The organism is Dietzia cercidiphylli (assembly GCF_039531545.1).
GTDB classification, from domain to species: Bacteria; Actinomycetota; Actinomycetes; order Mycobacteriales; family Mycobacteriaceae; genus Dietzia; species Dietzia natronolimnaea.
On the sequence record NZ_BAAAQG010000003.1, the window covers coordinates 365,208 to 386,138 of the forward strand.

Below are 20,931 nucleotides of genomic sequence, written 5' to 3' on the forward strand. Positions count from 1 at the left end.
AGGACACCACATGGCACACAACCTGGCCGACCTCTTCGAACACGCCGTGGACGCCTACGGCGCCGACCGTCTGGCGGTGGTGGAGGGCGAACGTCGTCTCACCTACGCCGACCTGGAGGCCGAGGCCAACCGGTGGGCCTCGGCGCTCGCCTCCCTGGGCGTCGGGGCCGGCGACCACGTCGGTGTGCACCTGCGCAACGGGGTGGACTGTCTGGCGCTGATCCTCGGAGTCCTCAAACTGCGGGCGGTGACCATCAGCATCAACTACCGCTACTCGGGCCCGGAGCTGCGCTACCTCTACGACTACTCCGACACCAGCGTGCTGGTGTTCCACCGCGAGTTCGGCGCCGCGGTGACCGAGGCCGTACGAGGGCTCGACGCCGTCCGGCACACGATCATGGTGGAGGACGGCTCGGGCGTCGACACCCTTCCGGACGGTGTCCTCCCCGCCCGCGAGACCCTGGAGGCGGCGTCGGCGGAGCGCCCCGGGGTGGAGCGGAGCGGCGACGATCTCTACCTGGTGTTCACCGGTGGCACGACGGGCAAACCGAAGGGTGTGATGTGGCGTCAGGAGGACCTGTGGCGCAGCCTCGGAGGTGGCGCGGACTACCACACGGGTGAGCCGGTGCCCGACGAGTTCCACCAGTCCAGGGCGGGTCTGGGCGGTGACCCCATGCGCTACCTCATCCTGCTCCCGCTCATCCACACTTCGGGCATCATGCCCAGCTTCACCGGCCTGTTCGCCGGCGGCACCATGCACTACCTCCCGAACTTCCGGGCCGCGGACGTCCTGGAGGAGATCGAGACCGAGAAGATCCAGGTCGCCGTGGTGGCCGGTGACGCGATGGTCCGGCCACTCGTGGATCTGATGCGGCGGACCGACCCCGACACCTCGAGCATGTTCATGGTCTCCTCGGGAGCCGCCCTGTTCTCGCCCTCGGTCAAGGCGGACCTGCTCGAGCTCCGTCCCGATCTGATGATCATGGACGCGTTCGGCTCGTCCGAGGGCGGCTTCGGCGGCCTGGGCGTGGTGACCAAGGCCGATCTCGACGACGGGTCGCTCTTCGCCGACCACGGACCACGGATCCCCAGGGGTACCACCCTGCAGCTCGTCGACGACTTCGACGAACCGCTGCCCGACGACTCGCAGGAGATCGGCTGGATCGTCAAGAGCGGGTACCAGCCCGCCGGCTACTACAAGGACGAGGCCAAGACCGCCGAGACCTTCCGGGAGATCGCCGGCAGCCGCCGGGTGTTCACCGGGGACCGCGGACGGTACGACGGCCCCGACACGATCATCATGCTTGGCCGGGCCAGTCAGGTGATCAACTCCGGCGGCGAGAAGATCTTCGCCGAGGAGGTCGAGGCCGCGCTCAAGGCGGTGGCCGGGATCGAGGACGCCGTGGCGTTCGGGGTCCCGGACGAGCGGTTCGGGCACCGGGTCGGCGCCGTGGTCCAGTGGGCGGATGCCGCACAGGGCTCATCGCCGGACTCCTCGCCGGGCACCGGCCCGCGGGACCTCGACGCCGTCGGGCACGCCCTGCGCGAGCACCTTGCCGGGTTCAAGATCCCCGTGGCGTACTGGGTGGTCGACCGCGTCGAACGCCATCCCAGTAGCAAGACCGACTACGGCTGGGCGCGCCGTCTGGTGGCCGAGCGTGCCCCCGACCTCGACCGGCGCACGGACGCCGCTGGCACCGCGTGACCGGGCTCCGGCTCGACGGCCGGTCCTTCGCGGTCACCGGGTCCTCCCGCGGGATCGGTGCGGCGGTCGCGGACGACCTGGCCGCCCGCGGCGCCGACGTGGTGCTCAACGGGCGCGACGAGGCGGCGCTGCGGCACCGGGTCGCCGAGCTCGCCGCACGGTCCGACGGCCGGATCTCCGGGGTCGCCGGGTCGGCACACGAGCCCACGGTGGCGGAGTCGCTGCTCGAGGAGGCGATCCGCGGGGGGTCGACGGTCTCCGGCCTGATCACGTGCGCAGGGGTTCCCGAGCCCGCGGGGTCCTCGATCCTCACCGTGAGTCACGCGGAGTTCGGCGCGCTCATGGACGCCCACCTCGGGACGGTCTTCGCCGCGTGTCGCGTCTTCGCGCGGCACTTCGTCGCCGCCGGCTCGGGCGCGATCGTCACCACGTCGTCGTTCGCCTGGAAAGGCGACTACGGGGGCACGGGGTACCCGGCCGGCAAGGGCGCGGTCACCTCGCTGACCATGGCGATCGCGGCCGAGCTCGCCGAGCACGGGGTTCGCGCGAACGTGGTGTGCCCGGGCGCCCGGACCAGGCTGTCGAGCGGGGAGGACTACGAGGACAAGATCCGCGAGCTGGGCCGCAGGGGGATGCTCGACGAGCTCAGTGTGGCCGGCGCACTGGACCCGGCCGGGCCGGAGTACGTGGCGCCGCTCTACACCTATCTCGTCTCCGATCTGGCTGCCGGGATCACCGGCGGGGTGTTCGCCGGGTCGGGCGGGTTCATCGGGAGATTCCCCACCCCGGAGGCGCAGATCCTGGCCTACCGAGATTTCCACGACAGTCCGCCGTGGACCCCTGAGGAGATCGACGGCGTCGTCCGGGCCTGAGCGGGAACGGGGACCGGCCGTCAGCGCAGCGACTCCTCCCGGAACTCGCCGGGGAAGTCCACCGACGGGCCGTTCTCGCTCTCGCCGTTGCGCAGCTCGACGCGGCGGATCTTGCCGGAGATGGTCTTGGGCAGGTCGGTGAACTGGAGACGGCGCACCCGCTTGTAGCCGGCCAGGTGGGTGCGGGAGTAGTCGAAGATCTGGCGGGCGGTCTCCTCGGTCGGCTCCCAGCCGCCGGCCAGGACCACGAACGCCTTGGGGACGCTCAGTCGCACGGGATCCGGGGACGGGACGACCGCCGCCTCGGCCACCGCCGGGTGCTCCAACAGGACGGACTCCAGCTCGAACGGCGAGATCCGGTAATCCGAGGACTTGAACACGTCGTCCGTCCGGCCCACGTAGGTGATGTAGCCCTCGGAGTCCCGCGAGCCGACGTCACCGGTGTGGTAAAAACCGTCCGCGTACGCGGCGTCGGTCCGGTCCTTGTCTCCGTGATATCCGACCATCAGGCCGAGCGGGCGGGGGTCCAGGCGCAGGCAGATCTCGCCCTCGGCGCCCTCTCCCGGGACCTCCTGTCCGGTGGCGGGGTCGACCAGGACGACGTCGAATCCGGGGCACGGGCGGCCCATGGACCCGTCCTTGATGGGCTGGCCCGGGGTGTTGGCGATCTGCACGGTGGTCTCGGTCTGGCCGAAGCCGTCGCGGATGGTCACCCCCCACGCGTCGCGGACGCGCCCGATCACCTCCGGGTTCAAGGGCTCGCCGGCACCCACCGCCAGCCGTGGCGGCACCTGCAGCTGCGTCAGGTCGGCCTGGATGAGCATCCGCCACACGGTGGGCGGGCAGCACAGGCTGGACACCCCGCAGCGGTCCATCTCGCGCATCATCGCCGTGGCGTCGAAGCGGGAGTAGTTGTAGATGAACACGCACGACCCGGCGATCCACGGCGTGAACACGTTGGACCACGCGTGCTTGGCCCATCCGGGCGAGGACACGTTGAGGTGGACGTCGCCCGGCTGGAGACCGATCCAGTACATGGTCGACAGGTGGCCCGCCGGGTACGAGGCGTGGGTGTGCTCGACGAGCTTGGGCTTGCTGGTGGTGCCGGACGTGAAGTAGAGCAGCAGCGTGTCGTCGGCATGGGTGGTGTGGCTGGGCTCGAAGTCGGGGGAGGCGTCCATCGCACCGGCGAGGTCGGTCCAGCCGTCGGGGGCGCCGCCCACCGCGAACCGCTGATAGTCGCCGGAGATGGCGGCGAAGCGCTCGGCCAGCTCGGAGCGGGCGATCACGTGCTTGATTCCGCCGCGGGCGATGCGGTCGCGCAGGTCGCCCTCGGCGAGCAGGGTGGTGGCGGGGATGACCACGGCGCCGAGCTTGATCACCGCGAGCATGACGTCCCACAGTTCCACCTGGTTGGCCAGCATGAGCAGGATCCGGTCGCCGGGCCCGACCCCGGCCTCGCGCAGCCAGTTGGCGGTGCGGTCCGAGCGGATCCGCATCTCGTCGAAGGAGTACTTCGCCTCGGTCGGTGCGCCTCCGCCGTCGTGCTCCTCGACGATCCACAACGCGGGATCGGTGTTCCCCTCGGCCTCGACGTCGAACCAGTTGAGTGCCCAGTTCCACTCGTCGAGCTCCGGCCACGCGAAGCCGGCCCGGGCGGCCTCGTAGTCCTCCGCGTTGGCCTGCAGGAAGTCGCGGGCGGCGCGGAATCGGGTGGTGGCGTCGGTGGCGAGCGGGGCCATGAAGTCTCCTGACAGCGGGCACGGGTGAGAACGGGCACGGGAAGTGAGTCAGCTCACAGTATGGGCGGCCGGGCGGCCGGCGGTACACCCGAAAGGGGAGGGTCGGGGGCGGCCGCGGGGCCGGGTCCTGGATTACTAGGAGATGCAAGTATAGAGTGATGGTCATCACGGGAGCAGTGGCGCGCGGACATCTCCGGACCGCGGCCTCACGACGAAGGGATGTCCATGTCGGATCTCAGGCAGATCGAGCACTACATCAACGGCACCAGGGTCGCCGCCACGGGCGGCCGAACCCACGAGGTGTTGAACCCCAGCACGGGCAAGGCGCAGGCCGTGGTCCCGCTGGCGTCGACGGCGGAGGTCGACGACGTGATCGCCAAGGCCGCCGAGGCGCAGAAGGCGTGGGCGGCCCAGAACCCGCAGAAGCGCGCCCGCGTGCTCATGCGGTTCGTCGACCTGATCAACCAGAACATGGACGAGCTCGCGGAACTGCTGGCGATCGAGCACGGCAAGACCACCCCGGACGCGAAGGGCGACATCCAGCGCGGCCTCGAGGTGATCGAGTTCGCGATCGGCATCCCGCACCTGCTCAAGGGCGAGTTCACCGAGAACGCCGGCACGGGCGTCGACGTCTACTCCATGCGCCAGCCGCTCGGTGTGGTCGCGGGGATCACCCCGTTCAACTTCCCGGCCATGATCCCCCTGTGGAAGGCGGGCCCGGCCATCGCGTGCGGCAACGCCTTCGTGCTCAAGCCCTCCGAGCGCGACCCCTCCGTCCCGGTGCGCCTGGCCGAGCTGTTCACCGAGGCCGGTCTGCCCGACGGCATCTTCCAGGTCGTCCACGGTGACAAGGAGGCGGTCGACGCGATCCTCAACAGCGAGACCATCCAGGCCGTGGGCTTCGTCGGCTCCACGCCCATCGCGCAGTACATCTACGAGAACGCGGCCCGCACCGGCAAGCGCGCGCAGTGCTTCGGCGGCGCCAAGAACCACATGATCATCATGCCGGACGCGGATCTCGAGCAGGCCGCCGATGCCCTGGTCGGCGCCGGTTTCGGCTCCGCCGGTGAGCGCTGCATGGCCATCTCGGTGGCCGTCCCCGTGGGCGAGGGCACCGCCGAGGCCCTGCTCGAGAAGCTGGTGCCCAAGGTCAAGGAGCTGCGGGTGGGCCACAGCCACGACCCGAAGTCCGACTACGGCCCGCTGGTCACCCCCGAGTCCAAGGCCCGCGTGCTGGACTACATCGACCAGGGCGAGAAGGCCGGTGCGGAGATCCTCATCGACGGCCGCAGCGTGGGTGCCTACACGGACGAGTTCAACGGCGAGGACATCTCCGGGGGCTACTACGTCGGCCCCACGCTCATGGACAAGGTCACCCCGGACATGAGCGTCTACACGGACGAGATCTTCGGCCCCGTCCTCGTGGTGGTCCACGCCAAGGACTACGAGGAGGCCCTGCGCCTGCCCAACGAGCACGAGTACGGCAACGGCGTGGCCATCTTCACCCGCGACGGCGACGCCGCCCGCGAGTTCGTGTCCAACGTCCAGGTGGGCATGGTCGGCGTCAACGTGCCGATCCCCGTGCCGATCGCGTACCACACCTTCGGAGGCTGGAAGAAGTCCGGATTCGGCGACCTCAACCAGCACGGCCCGGAGTCGATCAAGTTCTACTCCAAGGTCAAGACGGTCACCCAGCGCTGGCCCTCCGGCATCAAGGACGGTGCCGAGTTCGTCATCCCCACGATGGACTGACCGCGAACCGGATCCGCCGCGCAGCTCACCCGCCGCGCAGTTCACCTGCCGCACACCGTACGAACCGGGCACCGTATGAGAGGAACACCCATGTTCACCCTTGATGACGACGACAAGGTCATCGTCGACACCGCCCGCGACTTCTCGGTCAAGCGGATCGCGCCCAAAGCGCAGGAGTGGGACGCGACGCACCACTTCCCCAAGGACGTCCTCCGCGAGGCCGCCGAGATGGGGATGGGCGCCATCTACGTCTCGGAGGACGTCGGGGGCAGCGGGATGCGGCGGCTGGACGGTGTCCGCATCTTCGAGCAGCTCGCCCGGGGATGCCCGTCGGTGGCCGCGTACCTGTCCATCCACAACATGTGCGTGTGGATGGTCGACGAGTTCGGCACCGAGGAGCAGCGCCACGAGTGGATCCCGCGTCTGGCGTCGCTGGAGCTGTTCGCGAGCTACTGCCTGACGGAGCCGGGCGCCGGGTCGGACGCGGCGGCGCTGCGGACGAAGGCGGTGAAGGAGGGCGAGGGCGAGACCGCGGAGTACGTCCTCACCGGCACCAAGCAGTTCATCTCCGGTGGCGGGCAGTCGGACGTCTACGTGGTGATGGCCCGCACCGGGGAGGCCGGCCCCAAGGGGATCTCGGCCTTCCTGGTCCCGGCGGACTCCGAGGGCCTGAGCTTCGGTCCGGACGAGCAGAAGATGGGCTGGAACGCCCAGCCCACCGCGCAGGTGATCATGGAGGGCGTGCGGGTCCCGGCGGCGAACCTCATCGGTGGCGCGGACACCGGCGGCGAGGGCCTCGGGTTCACCATCGCGATGCGGGGGCTCAACGGCGGGCGCATCAACATCGCCGCCTGCTCCCTGGGCGGCGCCCAGGACGCGTACACGCGGGCCGTCGCCCACGTGCGGGACCGTGAGGCGTTCGGCGGCGCGTTGATCGACGAGCCGACGATCCGCTTCACCCTCGCGGAGATGGCGACCGAGTTGGAGGCGAGCCGACTCATGCTGTGGCGCGCCGCCGCGGCCCTGGACGCCAAGGAGCCGGATCACGTGGAGCAGTGCGCCATGGCGAAGCTCTTCGTCACCGACCGCTGCTTCGACATCGCGGACCGGGCGTTGCAGCTCTTCGGCGGGTACGGGTACCTGGCCGAGTACGGAATAGAGAAGATCGTGCGAGATCTCCGGGTGCACCGCATCCTGGAGGGGACGAACGAGATCATGCGCGTCGTCGTCGGCCGGGCCGTCGCCGCGCGCGGACTGGGAGCGTAGGACATGGACAACCGATCGCAGACTGTGGCGTTTCTCGGGCTGGGCAACATGGGTGGACCCATGGCCGCCAACCTGGTCGGCGCCGGACTCGACGTCAGAGGATTCGACCCGGTCGCCGCGGCGCAGGACGCGGCCCGGACCGCCGGGATCACCGTGTGCGACTCGCCCGCCGAGGCGGTCCGGGGAGCCGGCGTCGTGATCACGATGCTGCCCAACGGTGCGCTGGTGACCTCGACCTATGACGACGTCCTGGGCGAGGCGGGGGAGGGGACCCTGTTCATCGACTCCTCCACCATCTCGGTCGACGACGCCCGTGCGGTCCACGCCAAGGCCGTGGACGCCGGGATGCTCCAGGTCGACGCGCCCGTCTCCGGCGGCGTCAAGGGCGCGACGGCCGGCACCCTGGCGTTCATGGTCGGCGGGGAGGACGAGGCCTTCGCGGCCGCGCAGCCCGTGCTCGAGCCGATGGCGGGCAAGGTCATCCACTGCGGCGGAGCCGGGGCCGGCCAGGCCGCCAAGGTCTGCAACAACATGGTGCTGGCCGTGCACCAGATCGCGATCGCCGAGGCGTTCGTGCTCGCCGAGGGGCTGGGTCTCGATCACCAGGCCCTGTTCGACGTGGTCACCGGGGCCACCGGCAACAGCTGGGCGCTGCACACCAACTGCCCCGTCCCCGGTCCGGTCCCCACCTCTCCCGCCAACAACGACTTCACGCCCGGCTTCGCCACCGCTCTCATGAACAAGGATCTCGGGCTGGCGCTCGCGGCCCTGGAGAGCACTGGTACGGTCGCTCCGCTCGGCGCGGCAGCGGCTGCCCTGTACGACGAGTTCGCGCAGGACAACGGTGGCAAGGACTTCAGCGCCATCATCACCAGCATCCGCGATTCCTCGCGGAGCTGAACACCTCCACTCTCGGGAGAACACCATGTCCACCCTCCGACCCAAGGATTCAGACGCTGTACTAGGGGCCCTGCGCCGGGCCCGCCGTGATTCCGGTGTGCCCGTCGTCTTCGCCGGCGACGTCACCGGTGAGACCGCCAGACTGAACCGCTTCATCGGGGTCCGCACCGACTCCATGCAGGGGCTGGCCGTGGCCAGGGGCCGTGGGCTCGGTGGTCACGTGATGGCCTCCGGACGACCGGCGACGGTGCGCGACTACGAGGAGTGCTCGAGGATCACCCGCGACTACGCCGACGCGGTGGACCGCGAGGGCTTGCGGGCGATCATCTCCGTCCCCGTGATCGTCTCGGGCGTGGCGCGGACGATCCTCTACGGATCGGCCCGCGTCGCCACCCAGCTCGGCGACCAGGTCACCCGGACGTTCACCACCGTCGCCGCGGACCTGGCCTCGGAGTTCAAGGTCCACGACGAGGTCGATCGACGACTGCGGATGGCCGACCACGCCGCGGCCGAGCAGAACTTCGGGCTGGAATCCTCCGACAGGGAACGTCTTCGAGTCCTCCACGGCGAGTTGCGGGCCATCGCCGCCGAGCTCGGCGATCCGGATCTCCGCGAGAGGCTCCTGGCCGCGGGTTCCGCGCTGGCGGGGGTGGGCCGGACTCCGGACGTGGGCCGGGACCCGGGCCCGGCGCCGACGGTCCTGTCCCCCCGGGAGATCGACGTCCTCGCACAGGTCGCTCTCGGATGCTCCAACGCCGAGGTCGGCGCCCGACTGTCCCTGTCACCGGAGACGATCAAGGCGTACCTGCGCAACATCGGTACCAAGCTGGGCACACGGTCACGGATGGAGTCCGTGGCCCGCGCCCGGCTCCTAGGCGTCCTGCCCTGACGCGTCCCGGCCGGGGTCTCAGTGGTCTTAGGGTCGGCTACAGCGGACCCTGACACCGGTCGCCGGGCGGGTGAGCATCGTGGTCCACGGGAACGTCAGGTCGTCGGGGTCGTCGCTGATCCGTACTTCCGGTCTGCACAGTGCCGCGACGGCCGCGGACAAGGCGGTCACCGCGATCTTCTCGCCGGGGCACCGGTGGCCGGTGCGGACGCCGGCACCGCCGTGCGGGATGAACGCCTCCAGTGCTTCCGCATCATCGACCCCGAGGAAACGTTCCGGGTCGAAGGTGCCCGCGTCGCGCCAGTGATTCGGGTCCGTGTCGGTTCCCTGGAGGTCCAGAAGGACGCGCTGCCCCTCGCGCACCGGGCAGCCGCTGACCTCGAAATCGGTGGTCGCGAGCGCGGGCAACATGGGCACGAACGGGTAGACACGTCGCACCTCCTGGGCGAACGCCACCGCCTCGGGGATCTCGGTGAGCCGACCGGCCTCCGCAGACGCCTCACGGATCCGGTTCCGCCACCCCGGGTTCTCGGCGAGGGCGACTGCGGCAAAAGCCGCAAAGCGGGCGACCGCGACGGTCGGACGGGTGAGGTTCTGCAGTTCTACCGCTGCCGTTCGGGCGTCGACCAGCTGGCCGTCCTCGTCCCGGAGCTCGGCCATGGCGGCCACCACCGAATCGGGATCGGGTCGGAATTCTCCCGCCCTGACCTTGCGCACCAGGTACGTGGCCCAGCGGTCGAGGCGGAGCCGCTCCACCTGCGCGACGGGGTTCCCGGAGATCCGACCGAACGTGTCGAGAAGCCTGCTCATCTGACGGGCGCGCCTGTTCGCCTCCTCCGGACGCATCGGCAGTCCGGCCCAGCGGAACGCCGCCCGGCCGAACGCGGTCGTGGAGTCGTGATACACGGTTCCCGATCCTCGGCGCGCCCACTCCTCGAGCATCTGCTCGAGCTCCACCGCCACGAGCGAGGCGAAGTGCGCCACTCGTTCGTCGTCGTAGGCCAGGTCGGCGAGCGCGTTCTTGCGGACGGCGTGAGCGCGGCCGTCCAGACCGTGCACTGCTCCCGGGCCGAAGAGCGGGAGCCGGACGAAGGCGGGCATGGCCCCCTCGCGCTTGACCTTGTCGGCGTCGTAGAAGTGCCGGACTCCCTCCACTCCGCGAAGTAGCACGGCCCGACGACCCATGAGGCGCAGTCGCACCGGCGTCTGGGAGTCGGCGGTCAGTCCCGCGCGCTGCCTCACTCGGGAGGTGAAGAGGTACCCGGATCGGAGAAAGTCGAGGGACTGCTCGCGGAGGGGCTGGTTTCCAGTGGTCGGCATCGGTGCCTCCTGGTGGCTCGGGTGCGCTTTTCGCCCGACACCCTAGGGGTGATCGCTGGGCGGGGCATCCGGTCGACCCGGGATGTCGAGCTGTGGGCCGGATCACGGCAGCATACTTTCGGGTGTATCGGGTGTGGTGGTCATCACATACTGTTCGGCTCAATCGACGCCTATGCGTCGGCGATCACCCGCCTCGCCGGAGGTCAGATACCCGGCGAACCTGACACGACTGGAGTTGTCTTGACGCAGTCCGGAAACACCCCGCCGGGGGACGCGGCACCGCTGTCCCCGAATCTTCCGCCGGTCAAGCAGAAGACCTCGCTGAAGAAGGTCGCCGCCGCGTCCTCGATCGGTACCACGATCGAGTGGTACGACTTCTTCATCTACGGCACCGCCGCCGCGCTGGTCTTCCCGGCCCTGTTCTTCCCCGACCAGAACCCCGCGACGGCGACGCTGTCCTCGTTCGCGACCTTCGCCGTGGCGTTCTTCGCCCGGCCCGTCGGTGCGGCGATCTTCGGCCACTTCGGTGACCGGATCGGTCGCAAGAACACGCTCGTCTGGACCCTCATCATCATGGGCGTGGCGACCGTCTTCATCGGTCTGCTGCCCGGGTACAACACGGGGGCGTTCGGCGTCTTCGAGGGCGGCATCGGCATCTGGGCACCGACCCTGCTGGTGGTGTGCCGCTTCTTCCAGGGCTTCGCGGTCGGCGGCGAATGGGCCGGAGCCACGCTGCTCACGGCCGAGTACGCCCCCGAGGGCAAGCGCGGCATGATGGCCATGTGGCCGCAGCTGGGCGTGGCCTTCGCGTTCTTCCTCTCCTCGGGGACGTTCCTCGTCTTCTCGCTCGTCGCCGGTGGCGGTGCAGACCTCGACAGCCCCTTCATGCAGTACGGCTGGCGTATCCCGTTCCTGCTCTCCGCCGTCCTCGTGCTGGTCGGCCTGTGGATCCGTCTCACGGTCGAGGAGACCCCGGTCTTCCGTCAGACCCAGGCGAGGGAGGCCAAGGAAGCCGCCGAGACCGCGGCTGCCGACAAGGCCGCGAACAGGGTCACGGCCCCCAGGACGCTGCCGTTCGCCGATGCGCTGCGGTACCAGTGGAAAGAGATCCTCATCGCGGGTGGTGCGCTCACCTCGCTGTTCTCGCTCTTCTACATGGGCACCTCGTTCCTCACGAACTACGCCACCGCCACCCTCGGGCACTCCCGCCCGTTCGTCCTGGGCATGGGCATGATCGCCGCGCTGATCTTCGGTGCCGCCATCGCGCTGTCGGCGATGTACTCGGACAAGATCGGCCGGAGGAAGGTCATCGGCACCTCGGTCGGACTGGCCATCCCGTGGACGCTGTTCGTCTTCCCGATCCTCGACACCGGGTCGACCTTCGCCTTCGGTCTGGTGCTGTTCGTCACGCTGATCATCTTCGGTATCGCCTACGGACCGGCCGGTGCACTGCTGCCCGAGCTGTTCCAGGCCCGCTACCGCTACACCGGCGCCGGGCTCGGCTACAACCTCGCCGGCATCCTCGGTGGCGCGCTGCCGCCGCTGGCCGCGGCCGCGATGATCGGGGCCGGCAACACCTTCGGTGTCGGTCTGATGCTCTCGGCGCTGTCCGTCATGTCGATGGTCTGCATCTTCCTCATGACCGAGTCGAGCAAGAACGTCATCCACGCCGATGCCGAGCCGGACGACTCCCGCCTCATCGCCACCGAGATGCCGTGACCCTGGTCTGACGACCCCCATCGAGGACCCACGACACGGATCCTCCCAAGAACAGCCGCGCCCGGCCCCACCCGAGAGGGGGCCGGGCGCGGTGCTGTCCGCGGCAGGGCGCGGTGCAGGTCGCGGCGCGGGGCGTGGTCCAGGTCGCGGTGCTGAACCGTGAGGGCGTCGGGCCCCCGGTCGTCAGAAGTCGCCGGCGGTCTGCCGGAGCGACGAGATGGCCTCGATCAGCGCCGACTGCTCGGACGGGTCCATCCCGGGATCGGAGAACACGCCGGCGTTGAGCGCGGCGGTGGCCTCGGAGACCACGCGCCTGCCCTCGGCGGTGATCTCGACGAGGGTCGTCCGGCCGTCGGTCGGGTGTGGGCGTCGCTCGACCAGCCCGGCGTCCAGCAGACGCTTCATGGCGCTGGTGACGCTGGTGACGTGCACCTGCAGTCGCTCGGATGCCTTGGTGATGGGCAGCGAGCCGGACCGGGAGAAGGCCAGCAACCGGAGGAGTTCGTACCGGGGGAACGACAGGTTCCACGGCCGCAGCGTCTCCTCCACCCGGGCCAGCAGGATCTGGTGCGCGCGCATGACCGACGTCACGACGGTCATGCCCTGGGCCGCATCGGTCCATCCCTCACGTTCCCAGTTGGCACGGGCCTGGTCGATGCGGTCGGGAATCGGGGCGGTCCTGGGGGGCACGGCTCACTCCTGGAGGACACGTCGGGCGTCTGATCAGGCGAGTCTATCGGTAGCGACCCCGCGACACGGGTACGACTGGCGGACTCGCCCGGCACCCCGTCGGCCGGCGCCTCGGTACCCCGCCGGCCGGCGCCGCGGGATCCCCTCGACCGCGACGTGGCCCGCCCGGACCACGGGAGCGCTCCGCCTATGCTCGGGGAGGCGTTCGCGTTCCACCCCCGCCTCGTCCCGGGCGAGAGCATGCTGGGGTGGTCGAACGACCCGACCGACAAGGAGCCGCAGGACCGATGACGAGCACCCAGAGACCTCTGCGTATCGGCAACGTCTCCGCCTCGCGGACGGACCGCGCCACCGCGACCGCCGAGTTCCTCTCGGCCGCGTCGCTGGACGTACTCGCGCTCGACATGCTCTCGGACGAGGCCATGTTGGAGCTCGCCGAGCAACGCGCGCAGGGCGATCCGGGTCACGAGCGCGCGCTCCTCGTGCAATTGGGGGAGTGCCTCGACCTCGTCGGAACCGGGGGCGTGCGGATCGTCACCAACGCGGGCGCCCTCGATCCGGGTGGGCTCGCCGAGGCCCTGCGTGCCATGGCCGCCGACGCGGGGGTCGAGCTGTCGGTGGCATCGGTCGACTCCGGTGACGTGACCGACCGCGCCGTCGAACTCGGGCTCGGGGAGGCCGACGTCGCCACCGTCAGGCACGGCGCGTTCGGGATCGCGCGGGCCCTCGCCGCGGGAGCCCACGTCGTCGTCACCGGCCGCGTCAGCCGCGAGGCGTTGGTCACGGGCGCGGCGGCAGCACATCACGGGTGGACCCCGTCGGCACTGGACGCGCTGGCCGGGTCCGTGGCGGTGGGGCACGTGCTCTCCGGCGGTCCGGGCGCCACGGGCGTCGTGGACTCGTCGACCGACGTCACCCGGACCACCGACCCGGTGTCCGGTGGCTACCCGATCGCGGAGATCGCCGCCGACGGGTCCGCCGTCGTCACCCGCCACCCCTCGGCGTTCGGGTCCGTCACCGTCGGCACCGTCACCGACCAGCTCCTCGACGGTGTCGCCGGGGCGCGGTACGCCGCCCCCGACGTGGTGCTGCGACTGGACTCCGTCCGACTCGCCCAGGAGGGGACCGATCGCGTCCGAATCAGCGGCGCACGGGGTGAGCCCGCACCACCGGTGGTGGCGGTGGTGGCCATGACCAGGGGACCCGGGAGGCCCCGCCGGGTCGCCCGCCCGCTGGCGCAGGCGGACGCCGGACACACCGTCGTCCTCCCGGGCGGGGAACGCGTCGCGGTGCCCGTCCCGGTGGAGACCGCGGACATCGGGCCCGGCGAGCTGCCCACCCCGTGGTCGCGGGGGTCCGTGCCCGGTGGTGAGCCGGTGACGTCCGTGCTGGGTTCCGTCGCGAGCGTGCGTCGAGGCGTGGTCGGCCGAGGGGTGAACATCGCGGTCTGGACCTGGGACGACTCCGCGTTCGCGTGGCTGGCCGGAGAGCTCACGATCGACCGCTTCCGCGAACTCCTGCCCGCGCTGGAGGGCATGGAGACCCGCCGTTACCTGCTGCCCAACCTCCGCGCCGTCAACCTCGTGGCGCGCCCCCCGCGTGGTGTGCCGCTCGACAGCGGGCTCGGGGCCGACCTGGCCTCCGTCCGTCTGTCGATCCCCGGCGAACTCCTCGAGTTCGGACCGTGAGCCTCGTCGCGAGGCCCGGACCGGCGGAAATGGAGCGAACGTAGGACAGACCCCTGCGCCTCGGCTGCCTAGCGTCGGTGGAGACCGTCCATCGTCCGGGCCCGCCGGGCGCACGTCCCGTGCGGTCGTCTTACGAGGAGTCCGCATGACACGTTCGATCATCGCCAGAGTCCCGGTCGTCGCCGCCACCTCGCTGATGGCCGCGGCTGTGGTCGCGGTCGGGGCGCCGGTCGCCACCGCCCAGACAGGGTCCCCCTCCAGTGCCGAACTCAGCAGCGAGCTCGGGGACGCCGCCGGGAGTGTGCAGGAGTTGGAGGCCATCATCGAGGGGATGAACCCGGGTGCCCGGGGAGCGCTGGACAACGGGTCCCTGGCCAATCTCAACGAACTGATCGCGAACATCCGCAGTGGAGAGATCCTCGATGTGTTCCGGGTGGTGCAGGGGATCCCCGGGGGTTCGCAGGACATCATGACCCTCGCGGAGAGGGCGTCGCGCGGTGAAGTGGGGTGGGATCGGGTCCTCGCGGCGACCCAGGTGGTCCTGGCTCCGGTCACGCCGTGCAACACCTTCACCAATTCCGGGCGGCAGGGCATCTTCACCAACAGGCATGAGATCGGCCGCAGCGGCGGCGGCCGGGTACTGCTGCGGTTGGAGACCTATTACGTGCCCGACTTCGTCGAGGTGGCCTATGACGGAACCGTGCTGTGGACCACCCCGGGCTACGTGGGAACCAACGGAGACTGGCACGTATGGATCGACGTGCCCCCCGGTGTGTCGACATCGATGACGGTGAAGGTAGACGCCCCCGGAACGGCACCGAGTGGAATTACACGCTGGGGTGCCCGCTGTGACCCCCCGCGACGGCGGGTGAGGTGATCCTCCCGGACCGCACCGCGAGAACGCCGTGCCGAAAAGCAAGCAAGCATGCTTGCTTTATTCGAGGCTCGGTGGGAGTCTGATGCCATGCAGACGAACATCCGGCCCTCGGCGACGGAGGACCTGCACGCGGTCCTGGCCGCGCTCAGCGCCCGACTAGACGACCTCGTCGAGACCGCCGGTCCCGACGTCTGGCACCTGGACACCCCGGCCGTGGGCTGGGACGTGGGCATGCAGATCGCGCATCTGGCCTGGACCGACGAGGTCTCGGTCACCGCCATCACCGATCCGGACGACTTCCAGGGTGTGGTGGAGACGGCCATGGCCGATCCGACCGGTTTCGTGGACGCCGGTGCCGCCGAGATCGCCGCCACCGGCCGCGACGAGGTGCTCGCCCGGTGGCGCCTGGCCCGGGGAGAACTCGCGGACGCGCTCAAGGCCGCCGATCCGGGCGACCAGGTCCCGTGGTTCGGACCGCCGATGCGGCCGAAGTCCATGACGACCGCCCGGATCATGGAGACCTGGGCACACGGCATCGACGTCGCCGACGCCGTCGGGATCCCGCTCGACTCCGACCCGGCCTTCATCGCGGCGCTGCCCCACGTGGCCCGTCTGGGGTTCAAGACCCGCGGCTTCGCGTATCTGATGAACGGACTCGAGGCCCCGTCCTCGGAGGTCCACCTCGCGCTCACCCTGCCCGACGGCACCGTCCTCGAGTTCGGCCCGGCCGACGCCGAGCAGCGAGTCACCGGACCGGTGCTCGACTTCTGCCTGCTGGTCACCCAGCGCGTCCACCGCGCCGACACCGCCCTCGAGGCGGTCGGCGAGGACGCGGAGGAGTGGCTGCGGATCGCCCAGGCCTTCGCGGGCCTGCCCGGCGGCGGCCGCGAGGAGGGGGCGCGGGCATGACCGGGAGGAACCTCGCCGCGCCGCTGCGCGTGGGAAACATGTCCGGCTTCTACGGTGACCGCATCTCCGCGATGCGCGAGATGCTCGAGGGGGGCGAACTCGACGTCCTCACCGGCGACTACCTCGCCGAACTCACCATGCTCATCCTGGGCCGCGACCGGATGAAGAACGCGGACTTCGGGTACGCCAAGACCTTCCTGCGGCAGCTCGAGGACTGTCTCGGGCTGGCGCTGGAGAAGAACGTCAGGATCGTCGCGAACGCGGGCGGTCTCAACCCCGCCGGCCTGGCCGGCGCGGTCGTCGAGCTCGGATCGCGGCTGGGGCTGTCCCCGCGGGTCGCGCACGTCGAGGGCGACGACCTGATCGACCGGGTCTCGGAACTCGACATCCCGGCCGACGCCGGCTTCCCGGTCACCGCCAACGCCTACCTCGGGGGCTTCGGGATCGCCCGCTGTCTGGACGCCGGTGCCGACATCGTCGTCACCGGTCGCGTCACCGACGCCTCGGTCATCGTCGGTCCGGCGATCAGCCACTTCGGGTGGACCCGGACGGACCTCGACGCCCTCGCCGGCGCCACCGTCGCGGGGCACGTCATCGAGTGCGGGACCCAGGCCACGGGCGGCAACTACGCCTTCTTCAACCGCGGTGAGATCGCCGACCCCGTCACCCCCGGTTTCCCCATCGCCGAGATCGCCTCCGACGGCACCTCCGTCATCACCAAGCACGCCGGGACCGGGGGAGCGGTGACGGTCGGCACCGTCACCTCCCAACTCCTCTACGAGGTCACCGGGGCGCGCTACGGCGGGCCCGACGTCGTCACCCGCCTGGACACCGCTCGCCTCGAGCAGGAGGGCCCCGACCGCGTCCGCATCTCCGGTGTGCGCGGCGAGACCGCCCCCACCACCACCAAGGTGTCGGTGACGTGCCTCGGTGGCTTCCGCAACGAGGTCACGTTCCTGCTCACCGGGCTGGACATCGAGGACAAGGCCGCACTGGTCGAGCGCCAGATCCTGGCCGGCCTCGCCACCCGTCCCGCGGAGATCGACTTCCGCCTCAGCCGCACGGACCACGCGGACGCCGACACCCAGGCCGCGGCGACCGCACTGCTGACCGTCGTCGCCTGGGACCCGGACTCCGACGTGGTGGGCCGGGCGTTCTCCGACGCCGCGGTGGCCATGATCCTGGCGAGCTACCCGGGTGCCACGCCGAGCGCGCCCCCCGGTCGCGGCGGCCCGTACGGCGTGTACGTCCCCGCCTACCTCGACCAGGAGAAGGTGCCGCACGTCGCGGTGCTCCCCGACGGAACCCGGGTGGACATCGCGCCTCCGGAACACACGGAGGAGATGGGCGACGGTCACGCCTCCGACGGCCTCGACGCCGAGGGTGCATCGCTATCCCCGTCCTCCCGGTCGACGGCGTCCACCACGCGCAGGCCCCTGGGGGACGTGCTCGGCGCCCGCTCGGGAGACAAGGGCGGGACCGCCAACATCGGTCTGTGGGCCGGAGACGCGGCGGCCTACTGCTGGATGCGCGAGACCCTCACCGTCGACGAGCTGCGTCGCCTGCTCCCGGAGACCGCCGACCTCCCGGTCGAGAGATACGAACTGCCCCGCATCAATGCCGTGAACTTCGTCATCGACGGACTGCTCGGCAAGGGCGTCGCCCACGGCTACCGCTGGGACCCCCAGGCCAAGGGACTCGCCGAGTGGCTCCGCTCCCGCCTCATCGACGTGCCCGACGACATCACCGCCCCCGTACCCGCCGCTCCCGTACCCGCCGCCACGGCACCCGCCGAGCCGGCCCCCGCAGAGGAGAACGCGTGACCATCCCGCCGTACGTACCGGGGGATCCCTGGTATTCCGAGGAGAGTCTCGCCCTGCGCGAGACCACGACCCGTTTCGCCGAGCGCGAGATCCTGCCCCACCAGGACGAGTGGGAGGCCGCGGGCGCGTTGCCCCGCGAGCTGCACGCGAAGGCCGGCCGGCTGGGCCTGCTCGGTGTCTCGTTCCCCGAGGAGGTCGGGGGCGGGGGTGGCGACATGCGTGACTCCCTGATCGTCTGCGAGGCACTCCACGAGGCCGGCGTCGCCGGCGGCGTGTTCGCCTCGCTGTTCACCTGCGGGATCGCCACCCCCCACCTGGCCCAGTCCGGCCGACCCGACCAGATCGAGCGCTGGGTCAGGCCCACGCTCGCCGGCGAGTTGATCGGCTCCCTGGCCATCACCGAGCCCGGCGGCGGTTCCGACGTCGGACGCCTCACCACCACCGCCCGCCGGGACGGCGACCACTACGTCGTCAACGGCGCCAAGACGTACATCACCTCCGGTACCCGCGCCGACTTCGTGGTGACCGCCGTGCGCACCGGCGGTGACGACCTGAAGGGAGCGGCGGGCGTCAGCCTGCTCGTCATCCCCACCGACACCCCCGGTTTCCACCGCTCCGCCCCGCTGGAGAAGCTGGGCTGGCGTGCCTCGGACACCGCCGAGTTGACGTTCACCGACTGCCGGGTGCCGGTGGAGAACCTCGTCGGCGCCGAGCACGACGGGTTCGCCCAGATCGCCATCGGATTCGTGGGCGAACGCGCGGCGCTGGCCGCCCAGGGGTACTCCCACGCCCAGCGATGCCTCGACCTCACCCTGGACTGGGTGCGGGAGCGTGAGACCTTCGGCCGCCCCCTGCTCTCCCGGCAGGCCGTGCAGAACACCGTCACCGAGATGGCCCGCCGTATCGACGTCGCCCGCACCTACACCCACCGGTGCGTGGACCTGGCCGCGGCGGGGCACGACGCGATCGCCGAGGTCTGCTTTGCCAAGAACACCGCCGTGGAGTGCGCGGAGTGGGTCGCCAACGAAGCACTCCAGCTCTTCGGAGGTCTCGGCTACATGGCCGAGTCCGAGGTGAGCCGCCAGTACCGCGATGTCCGCCTCCTGGGCATCGGCGGAGGCACCACCGAGATCCTCACCACCCTCGCCGGACGACGTTTGGGGTACACCGCATGACCATCCTGCGTTCCACGCTCGACACCACCAGCGCCGAGTTCGGTGCCGCCAAGGCTGCGATGAAGGACAAACTCACCCAGCTCACCGCCGATCTCGAACCCGCGCTCGCCGGCGGCGGCGAGCGCAAGGTCGCCCGCCACCGCGAGCGCGGCAAGTTCACCGCCCGGGAACGGATCGACATGGTCCTCGACCGCGAGTCGCCCTTCCTCGAGCTGTGCGCTCTCGCCGCGTGGGGCTCGGACTTCCAGACCGGCGCCTCCGTGGTGGCCGGGATCGGCGTGGTCGAGGGCGTGGAGTGCCTGGTCATCGCGAACGACCCCACGGTCAAGGGCGGCACGTCCAACCCGTGGACGCTGCGCAAGATCCTCCGCCTCAACGACGTGGCCATGAAGAACCGGCTCCCGGTGATCAGCCTCGTCGAGTCCGGTGGCGCCGACCTGCCCACGCAGAAGGAGGTGTTCATCCCCGGAGGCGCGCTGTTCCGCGACCTCACGCGCCTGTCCAAGGCCGGCATCCCCACCATCGCCGTGGTCTACGGCAACTCCACCGCCGGCGGAGCGTACGTCCCGGGGATGAGTGACCACGTGGTCATGATCGAGGAGCGCTCGAAGGTGTTCCTCGCCGGACCCCCGCTGGTCAAGGCCGCCACCGGCGAGATCGCCGACGAGGAGACCCTCGGCGGTGCGGACATGCACGCCCGCGTCTCCGGCCTCGCCGACCACTACGCCCTCGACGAGGCCGATGCCGCACGCCTCACGCGCGGCATCATCCGCCGGCTCAACTGGTCGAAGTCCGGTCGGGCCCCGCGCGCCGAGGTCATCGAGCCGCTCTACGGCGCCGAGGATCTCCTCGGCATCGTCCCGGAGGACCTCAAGATCCCCTTCGACCCGCGCGAGATCATCGCACGCATCGTGGACGGGTCCGACTTCGACGAGTTCAAACCGCTCTACGGGGCGAGCCTGGTCACCGGGTGGGCCGAGATCCACGGCTACCCGGTGGGCATCATCGCCAACGCGCGCGGCGTGCTGTTCAGCGCGGAGGCGCAGAAGGCCACCCAGTTCATCGAGCTGGCCAACCGCTACGACACCCCGTTGGTGTTCATGCACAACACCACCGGATACATGGTGGGCTCGGAGTACGAGCGCGGCGGCATCATCAAGCACGGCTCGATGATGATCAACGCGGTCTCCAACTCCGAGGTCCCGCACCTGTCGCTCATCACCGCCGCGTCGTACGGCGCGGGCCACTACGGCATGTGCGGCCGCGCCTTCGACCCCCGGTTCCTCTACACGTGGCCGAGCGCCAAGTCCGCCGTCATGGGCGGTCAGCAGCTCGCCGACGTGGTCACGTCCGTGGCCGCCGCCGCCTCGTCCGCCCGGGGCGAGGAGATGACCCAGGAGACGATCGACGGTCTCAAGACCATGATCGCCGACCAGATCGAGAAGGAGTCGTTGCCGGCCTTCCTGTCCGGGATGCTCTACGACGACGGCATCATCGACCCCCGCGACACCCGGACCGTGCTGGGTCTCAGCCTGTCCGCGATCCACTCCGGAGAAGTCGCCGGAACCGACCGCTTCGGCGTCTTCCGGATGTGAGGAACACAC

16 protein-coding genes are annotated in these 20,931 nt (G+C 70.4%); 13 read left to right on the top strand and 3 right to left on the bottom strand.

Annotated elements, in window-relative coordinates:
* Positions 1-10: 10 nt before the first annotated feature.
* Together ABD250_RS03450 and ABD250_RS03455 are read left to right on the top strand one after the other, a co-directional pair.
* Positions 11-1,705, top strand: a complete 1,695-nt coding sequence (locus ABD250_RS03450; RefSeq protein ID WP_344390642.1) for an AMP-binding protein — start codon at positions 11-13, stop codon at positions 1,703-1,705.
* Entirely contained in the window at positions 1,702-2,577 is an 876-nt protein-coding gene (locus tag ABD250_RS03455) for an SDR family NAD(P)-dependent oxidoreductase (protein ID WP_344390644.1), read from the top strand. The genes ABD250_RS03450 and ABD250_RS03455 overlap by 4 nt, the downstream gene beginning before the upstream one ends.
* 20 nt (positions 2,578-2,597) lie before the next feature.
* Here the strand turns inward: ABD250_RS03455 and ABD250_RS03460 are convergent, their stop codons facing one another.
* On the bottom strand, positions 2,598-4,319 hold the full coding sequence (locus ABD250_RS03460; protein WP_179525946.1) for an AMP-binding protein: 1,722 nt from the start codon (positions 4,317-4,319) through the stop codon (positions 2,598-2,600).
* Positions 4,320-4,544: 225 nt separating this feature from the next.
* Between ABD250_RS03460 and ABD250_RS03465 the strand changes: the two genes are divergently transcribed.
* The 4 genes from ABD250_RS03465 to ABD250_RS03480 all read left to right on the top strand — a co-directional run bounded on the left by ABD250_RS03465 (position 4,545) and on the right by ABD250_RS03480 (position 9,126).
* Entirely contained in the window at positions 4,545-6,071 is a 1,527-nt protein-coding gene (locus tag ABD250_RS03465) for a CoA-acylating methylmalonate-semialdehyde dehydrogenase (protein WP_182610134.1), read from the top strand.
* 90 nt (positions 6,072-6,161) lie between these two features.
* Entirely contained in the window at positions 6,162-7,337 is a 1,176-nt protein-coding gene (locus tag ABD250_RS03470) for an acyl-CoA dehydrogenase family protein (protein ID WP_182610133.1), read from the top strand.
* A gap of 3 nt (positions 7,338-7,340) precedes the next feature.
* Entirely contained in the window at positions 7,341-8,237 is an 897-nt protein-coding gene (gene mmsB / locus ABD250_RS03475; protein ID WP_182615682.1) for a 3-hydroxyisobutyrate dehydrogenase, read from the top strand.
* Positions 8,238-8,262: 25 nt separating this feature from the next.
* Positions 8,263-9,126, top strand: coding sequence for a LuxR C-terminal-related transcriptional regulator (locus tag ABD250_RS03480; RefSeq protein ID WP_179525942.1), 864 nt, complete (start codon positions 8,263-8,265; stop codon positions 9,124-9,126).
* Between the two features lie 27 nt (positions 9,127-9,153).
* Here ABD250_RS03480 and ABD250_RS03485 read toward each other — a convergent pair whose 3' ends face one another.
* Positions 9,154-10,446: a cytochrome P450 gene (locus ABD250_RS03485; protein WP_182658314.1), complete on the bottom strand. Its 1,293-nt coding sequence runs from the start codon at positions 10,444-10,446 to the stop codon at positions 9,154-9,156.
* A 240-nt stretch (positions 10,447-10,686) separates the two neighbouring features.
* Here ABD250_RS03485 and ABD250_RS03490 point away from each other — a divergent pair, with 240 nt between their 5' ends.
* A complete protein-coding gene (locus ABD250_RS03490) occupies positions 10,687-12,165 on the top strand; it encodes an MFS transporter (protein WP_182615680.1) in 1,479 nt (492 codons plus the stop codon).
* 183 nt (positions 12,166-12,348) lie between these two features.
* On the opposite strand, the gene ABD250_RS03495 is transcribed toward ABD250_RS03490, so the two are convergent.
* Positions 12,349-12,855 carry a MarR family winged helix-turn-helix transcriptional regulator gene (locus ABD250_RS03495; protein WP_179525940.1) on the bottom strand — a complete coding sequence of 169 codons (507 nt, stop codon included), beginning with the start codon at positions 12,853-12,855 and terminating at the stop codon, positions 12,349-12,351.
* Between the two features lie 287 nt (positions 12,856-13,142).
* Between ABD250_RS03495 and ABD250_RS03500 the strand changes: the two genes are divergently transcribed.
* From ABD250_RS03500 to ABD250_RS03525, 6 genes are all read left to right on the top strand, one after another.
* Positions 13,143-14,543 carry an acyclic terpene utilization AtuA family protein gene (locus ABD250_RS03500; RefSeq protein WP_182652878.1) on the top strand — a complete coding sequence of 467 codons (1,401 nt, stop codon included), beginning with the start codon at positions 13,143-13,145 and terminating at the stop codon, positions 14,541-14,543.
* A 145-nt stretch (positions 14,544-14,688) separates the two neighbouring features.
* The gene (locus tag ABD250_RS03505) at positions 14,689-15,420 is read left to right on the top strand and encodes a hypothetical protein (RefSeq protein WP_182658604.1); all 732 of its coding nucleotides are present in this window, start codon (positions 14,689-14,691) and stop codon (positions 15,418-15,420) included.
* An 87-nt stretch (positions 15,421-15,507) separates the two neighbouring features.
* Positions 15,508-16,329 carry a TIGR03084 family metal-binding protein gene (locus tag ABD250_RS03510; protein WP_182658603.1) on the top strand — a complete coding sequence of 274 codons (822 nt, stop codon included), beginning with the start codon at positions 15,508-15,510 and terminating at the stop codon, positions 16,327-16,329.
* Positions 16,326-18,152, top strand: coding sequence for an acyclic terpene utilization AtuA family protein (locus ABD250_RS03515; RefSeq protein WP_182658602.1), 1,827 nt, complete (start codon positions 16,326-16,328; stop codon positions 18,150-18,152). Before ABD250_RS03510 ends, ABD250_RS03515 begins: the two co-directional genes overlap by 4 nt.
* Positions 18,149-19,327 carry an acyl-CoA dehydrogenase family protein gene (locus ABD250_RS03520; protein WP_179525935.1) on the top strand — a complete coding sequence of 393 codons (1,179 nt, stop codon included), beginning with the start codon at positions 18,149-18,151 and terminating at the stop codon, positions 19,325-19,327. Before ABD250_RS03515 ends, ABD250_RS03520 begins: the two co-directional genes overlap by 4 nt.
* A complete protein-coding gene (locus ABD250_RS03525) occupies positions 19,324-20,922 on the top strand; it encodes an acyl-CoA carboxylase subunit beta (RefSeq protein ID WP_182658601.1) in 1,599 nt (532 codons plus the stop codon). Before ABD250_RS03520 ends, ABD250_RS03525 begins: the two co-directional genes overlap by 4 nt.
* Positions 20,923-20,931: the final 9 nt, after the last annotated feature.

Coding starts and splice junctions, on each gene's coding strand:
- ABD250_RS03505 (WP_182658604.1), top strand. CDS start 14,689: ATGACACGTTCGATCATCGCCAGAGTCCCGGTCGTCGCCGCCACCTCG.
- mmsB (WP_182615682.1), top strand. CDS start 7,341: ATGGACAACCGATCGCAGACTGTGGCGTTTCTCGGGCTGGGCAACATG.
- ABD250_RS03450 (WP_344390642.1), top strand. CDS start 11: ATGGCACACAACCTGGCCGACCTCTTCGAACACGCCGTGGACGCCTAC.
- ABD250_RS03460 (WP_179525946.1), bottom strand. CDS start 4,319: ATGGCCCCGCTCGCCACCGACGCCACCACCCGATTCCGCGCCGCCCGC.
- ABD250_RS03500 (WP_182652878.1), top strand. CDS start 13,143: ATGACGAGCACCCAGAGACCTCTGCGTATCGGCAACGTCTCCGCCTCG.
- ABD250_RS03525 (WP_182658601.1), top strand. CDS start 19,324: ATGACCATCCTGCGTTCCACGCTCGACACCACCAGCGCCGAGTTCGGT.
- ABD250_RS03480 (WP_179525942.1), top strand. CDS start 8,263: ATGTCCACCCTCCGACCCAAGGATTCAGACGCTGTACTAGGGGCCCTG.
- ABD250_RS03485 (WP_182658314.1), bottom strand. CDS start 10,446: ATGCCGACCACTGGAAACCAGCCCCTCCGCGAGCAGTCCCTCGACTTT.
- ABD250_RS03515 (WP_182658602.1), top strand. CDS start 16,326: ATGACCGGGAGGAACCTCGCCGCGCCGCTGCGCGTGGGAAACATGTCC.
- ABD250_RS03470 (WP_182610133.1), top strand. CDS start 6,162: ATGTTCACCCTTGATGACGACGACAAGGTCATCGTCGACACCGCCCGC.
- ABD250_RS03510 (WP_182658603.1), top strand. CDS start 15,508: ATGCAGACGAACATCCGGCCCTCGGCGACGGAGGACCTGCACGCGGTC.
- ABD250_RS03465 (WP_182610134.1), top strand. CDS start 4,545: ATGTCGGATCTCAGGCAGATCGAGCACTACATCAACGGCACCAGGGTC.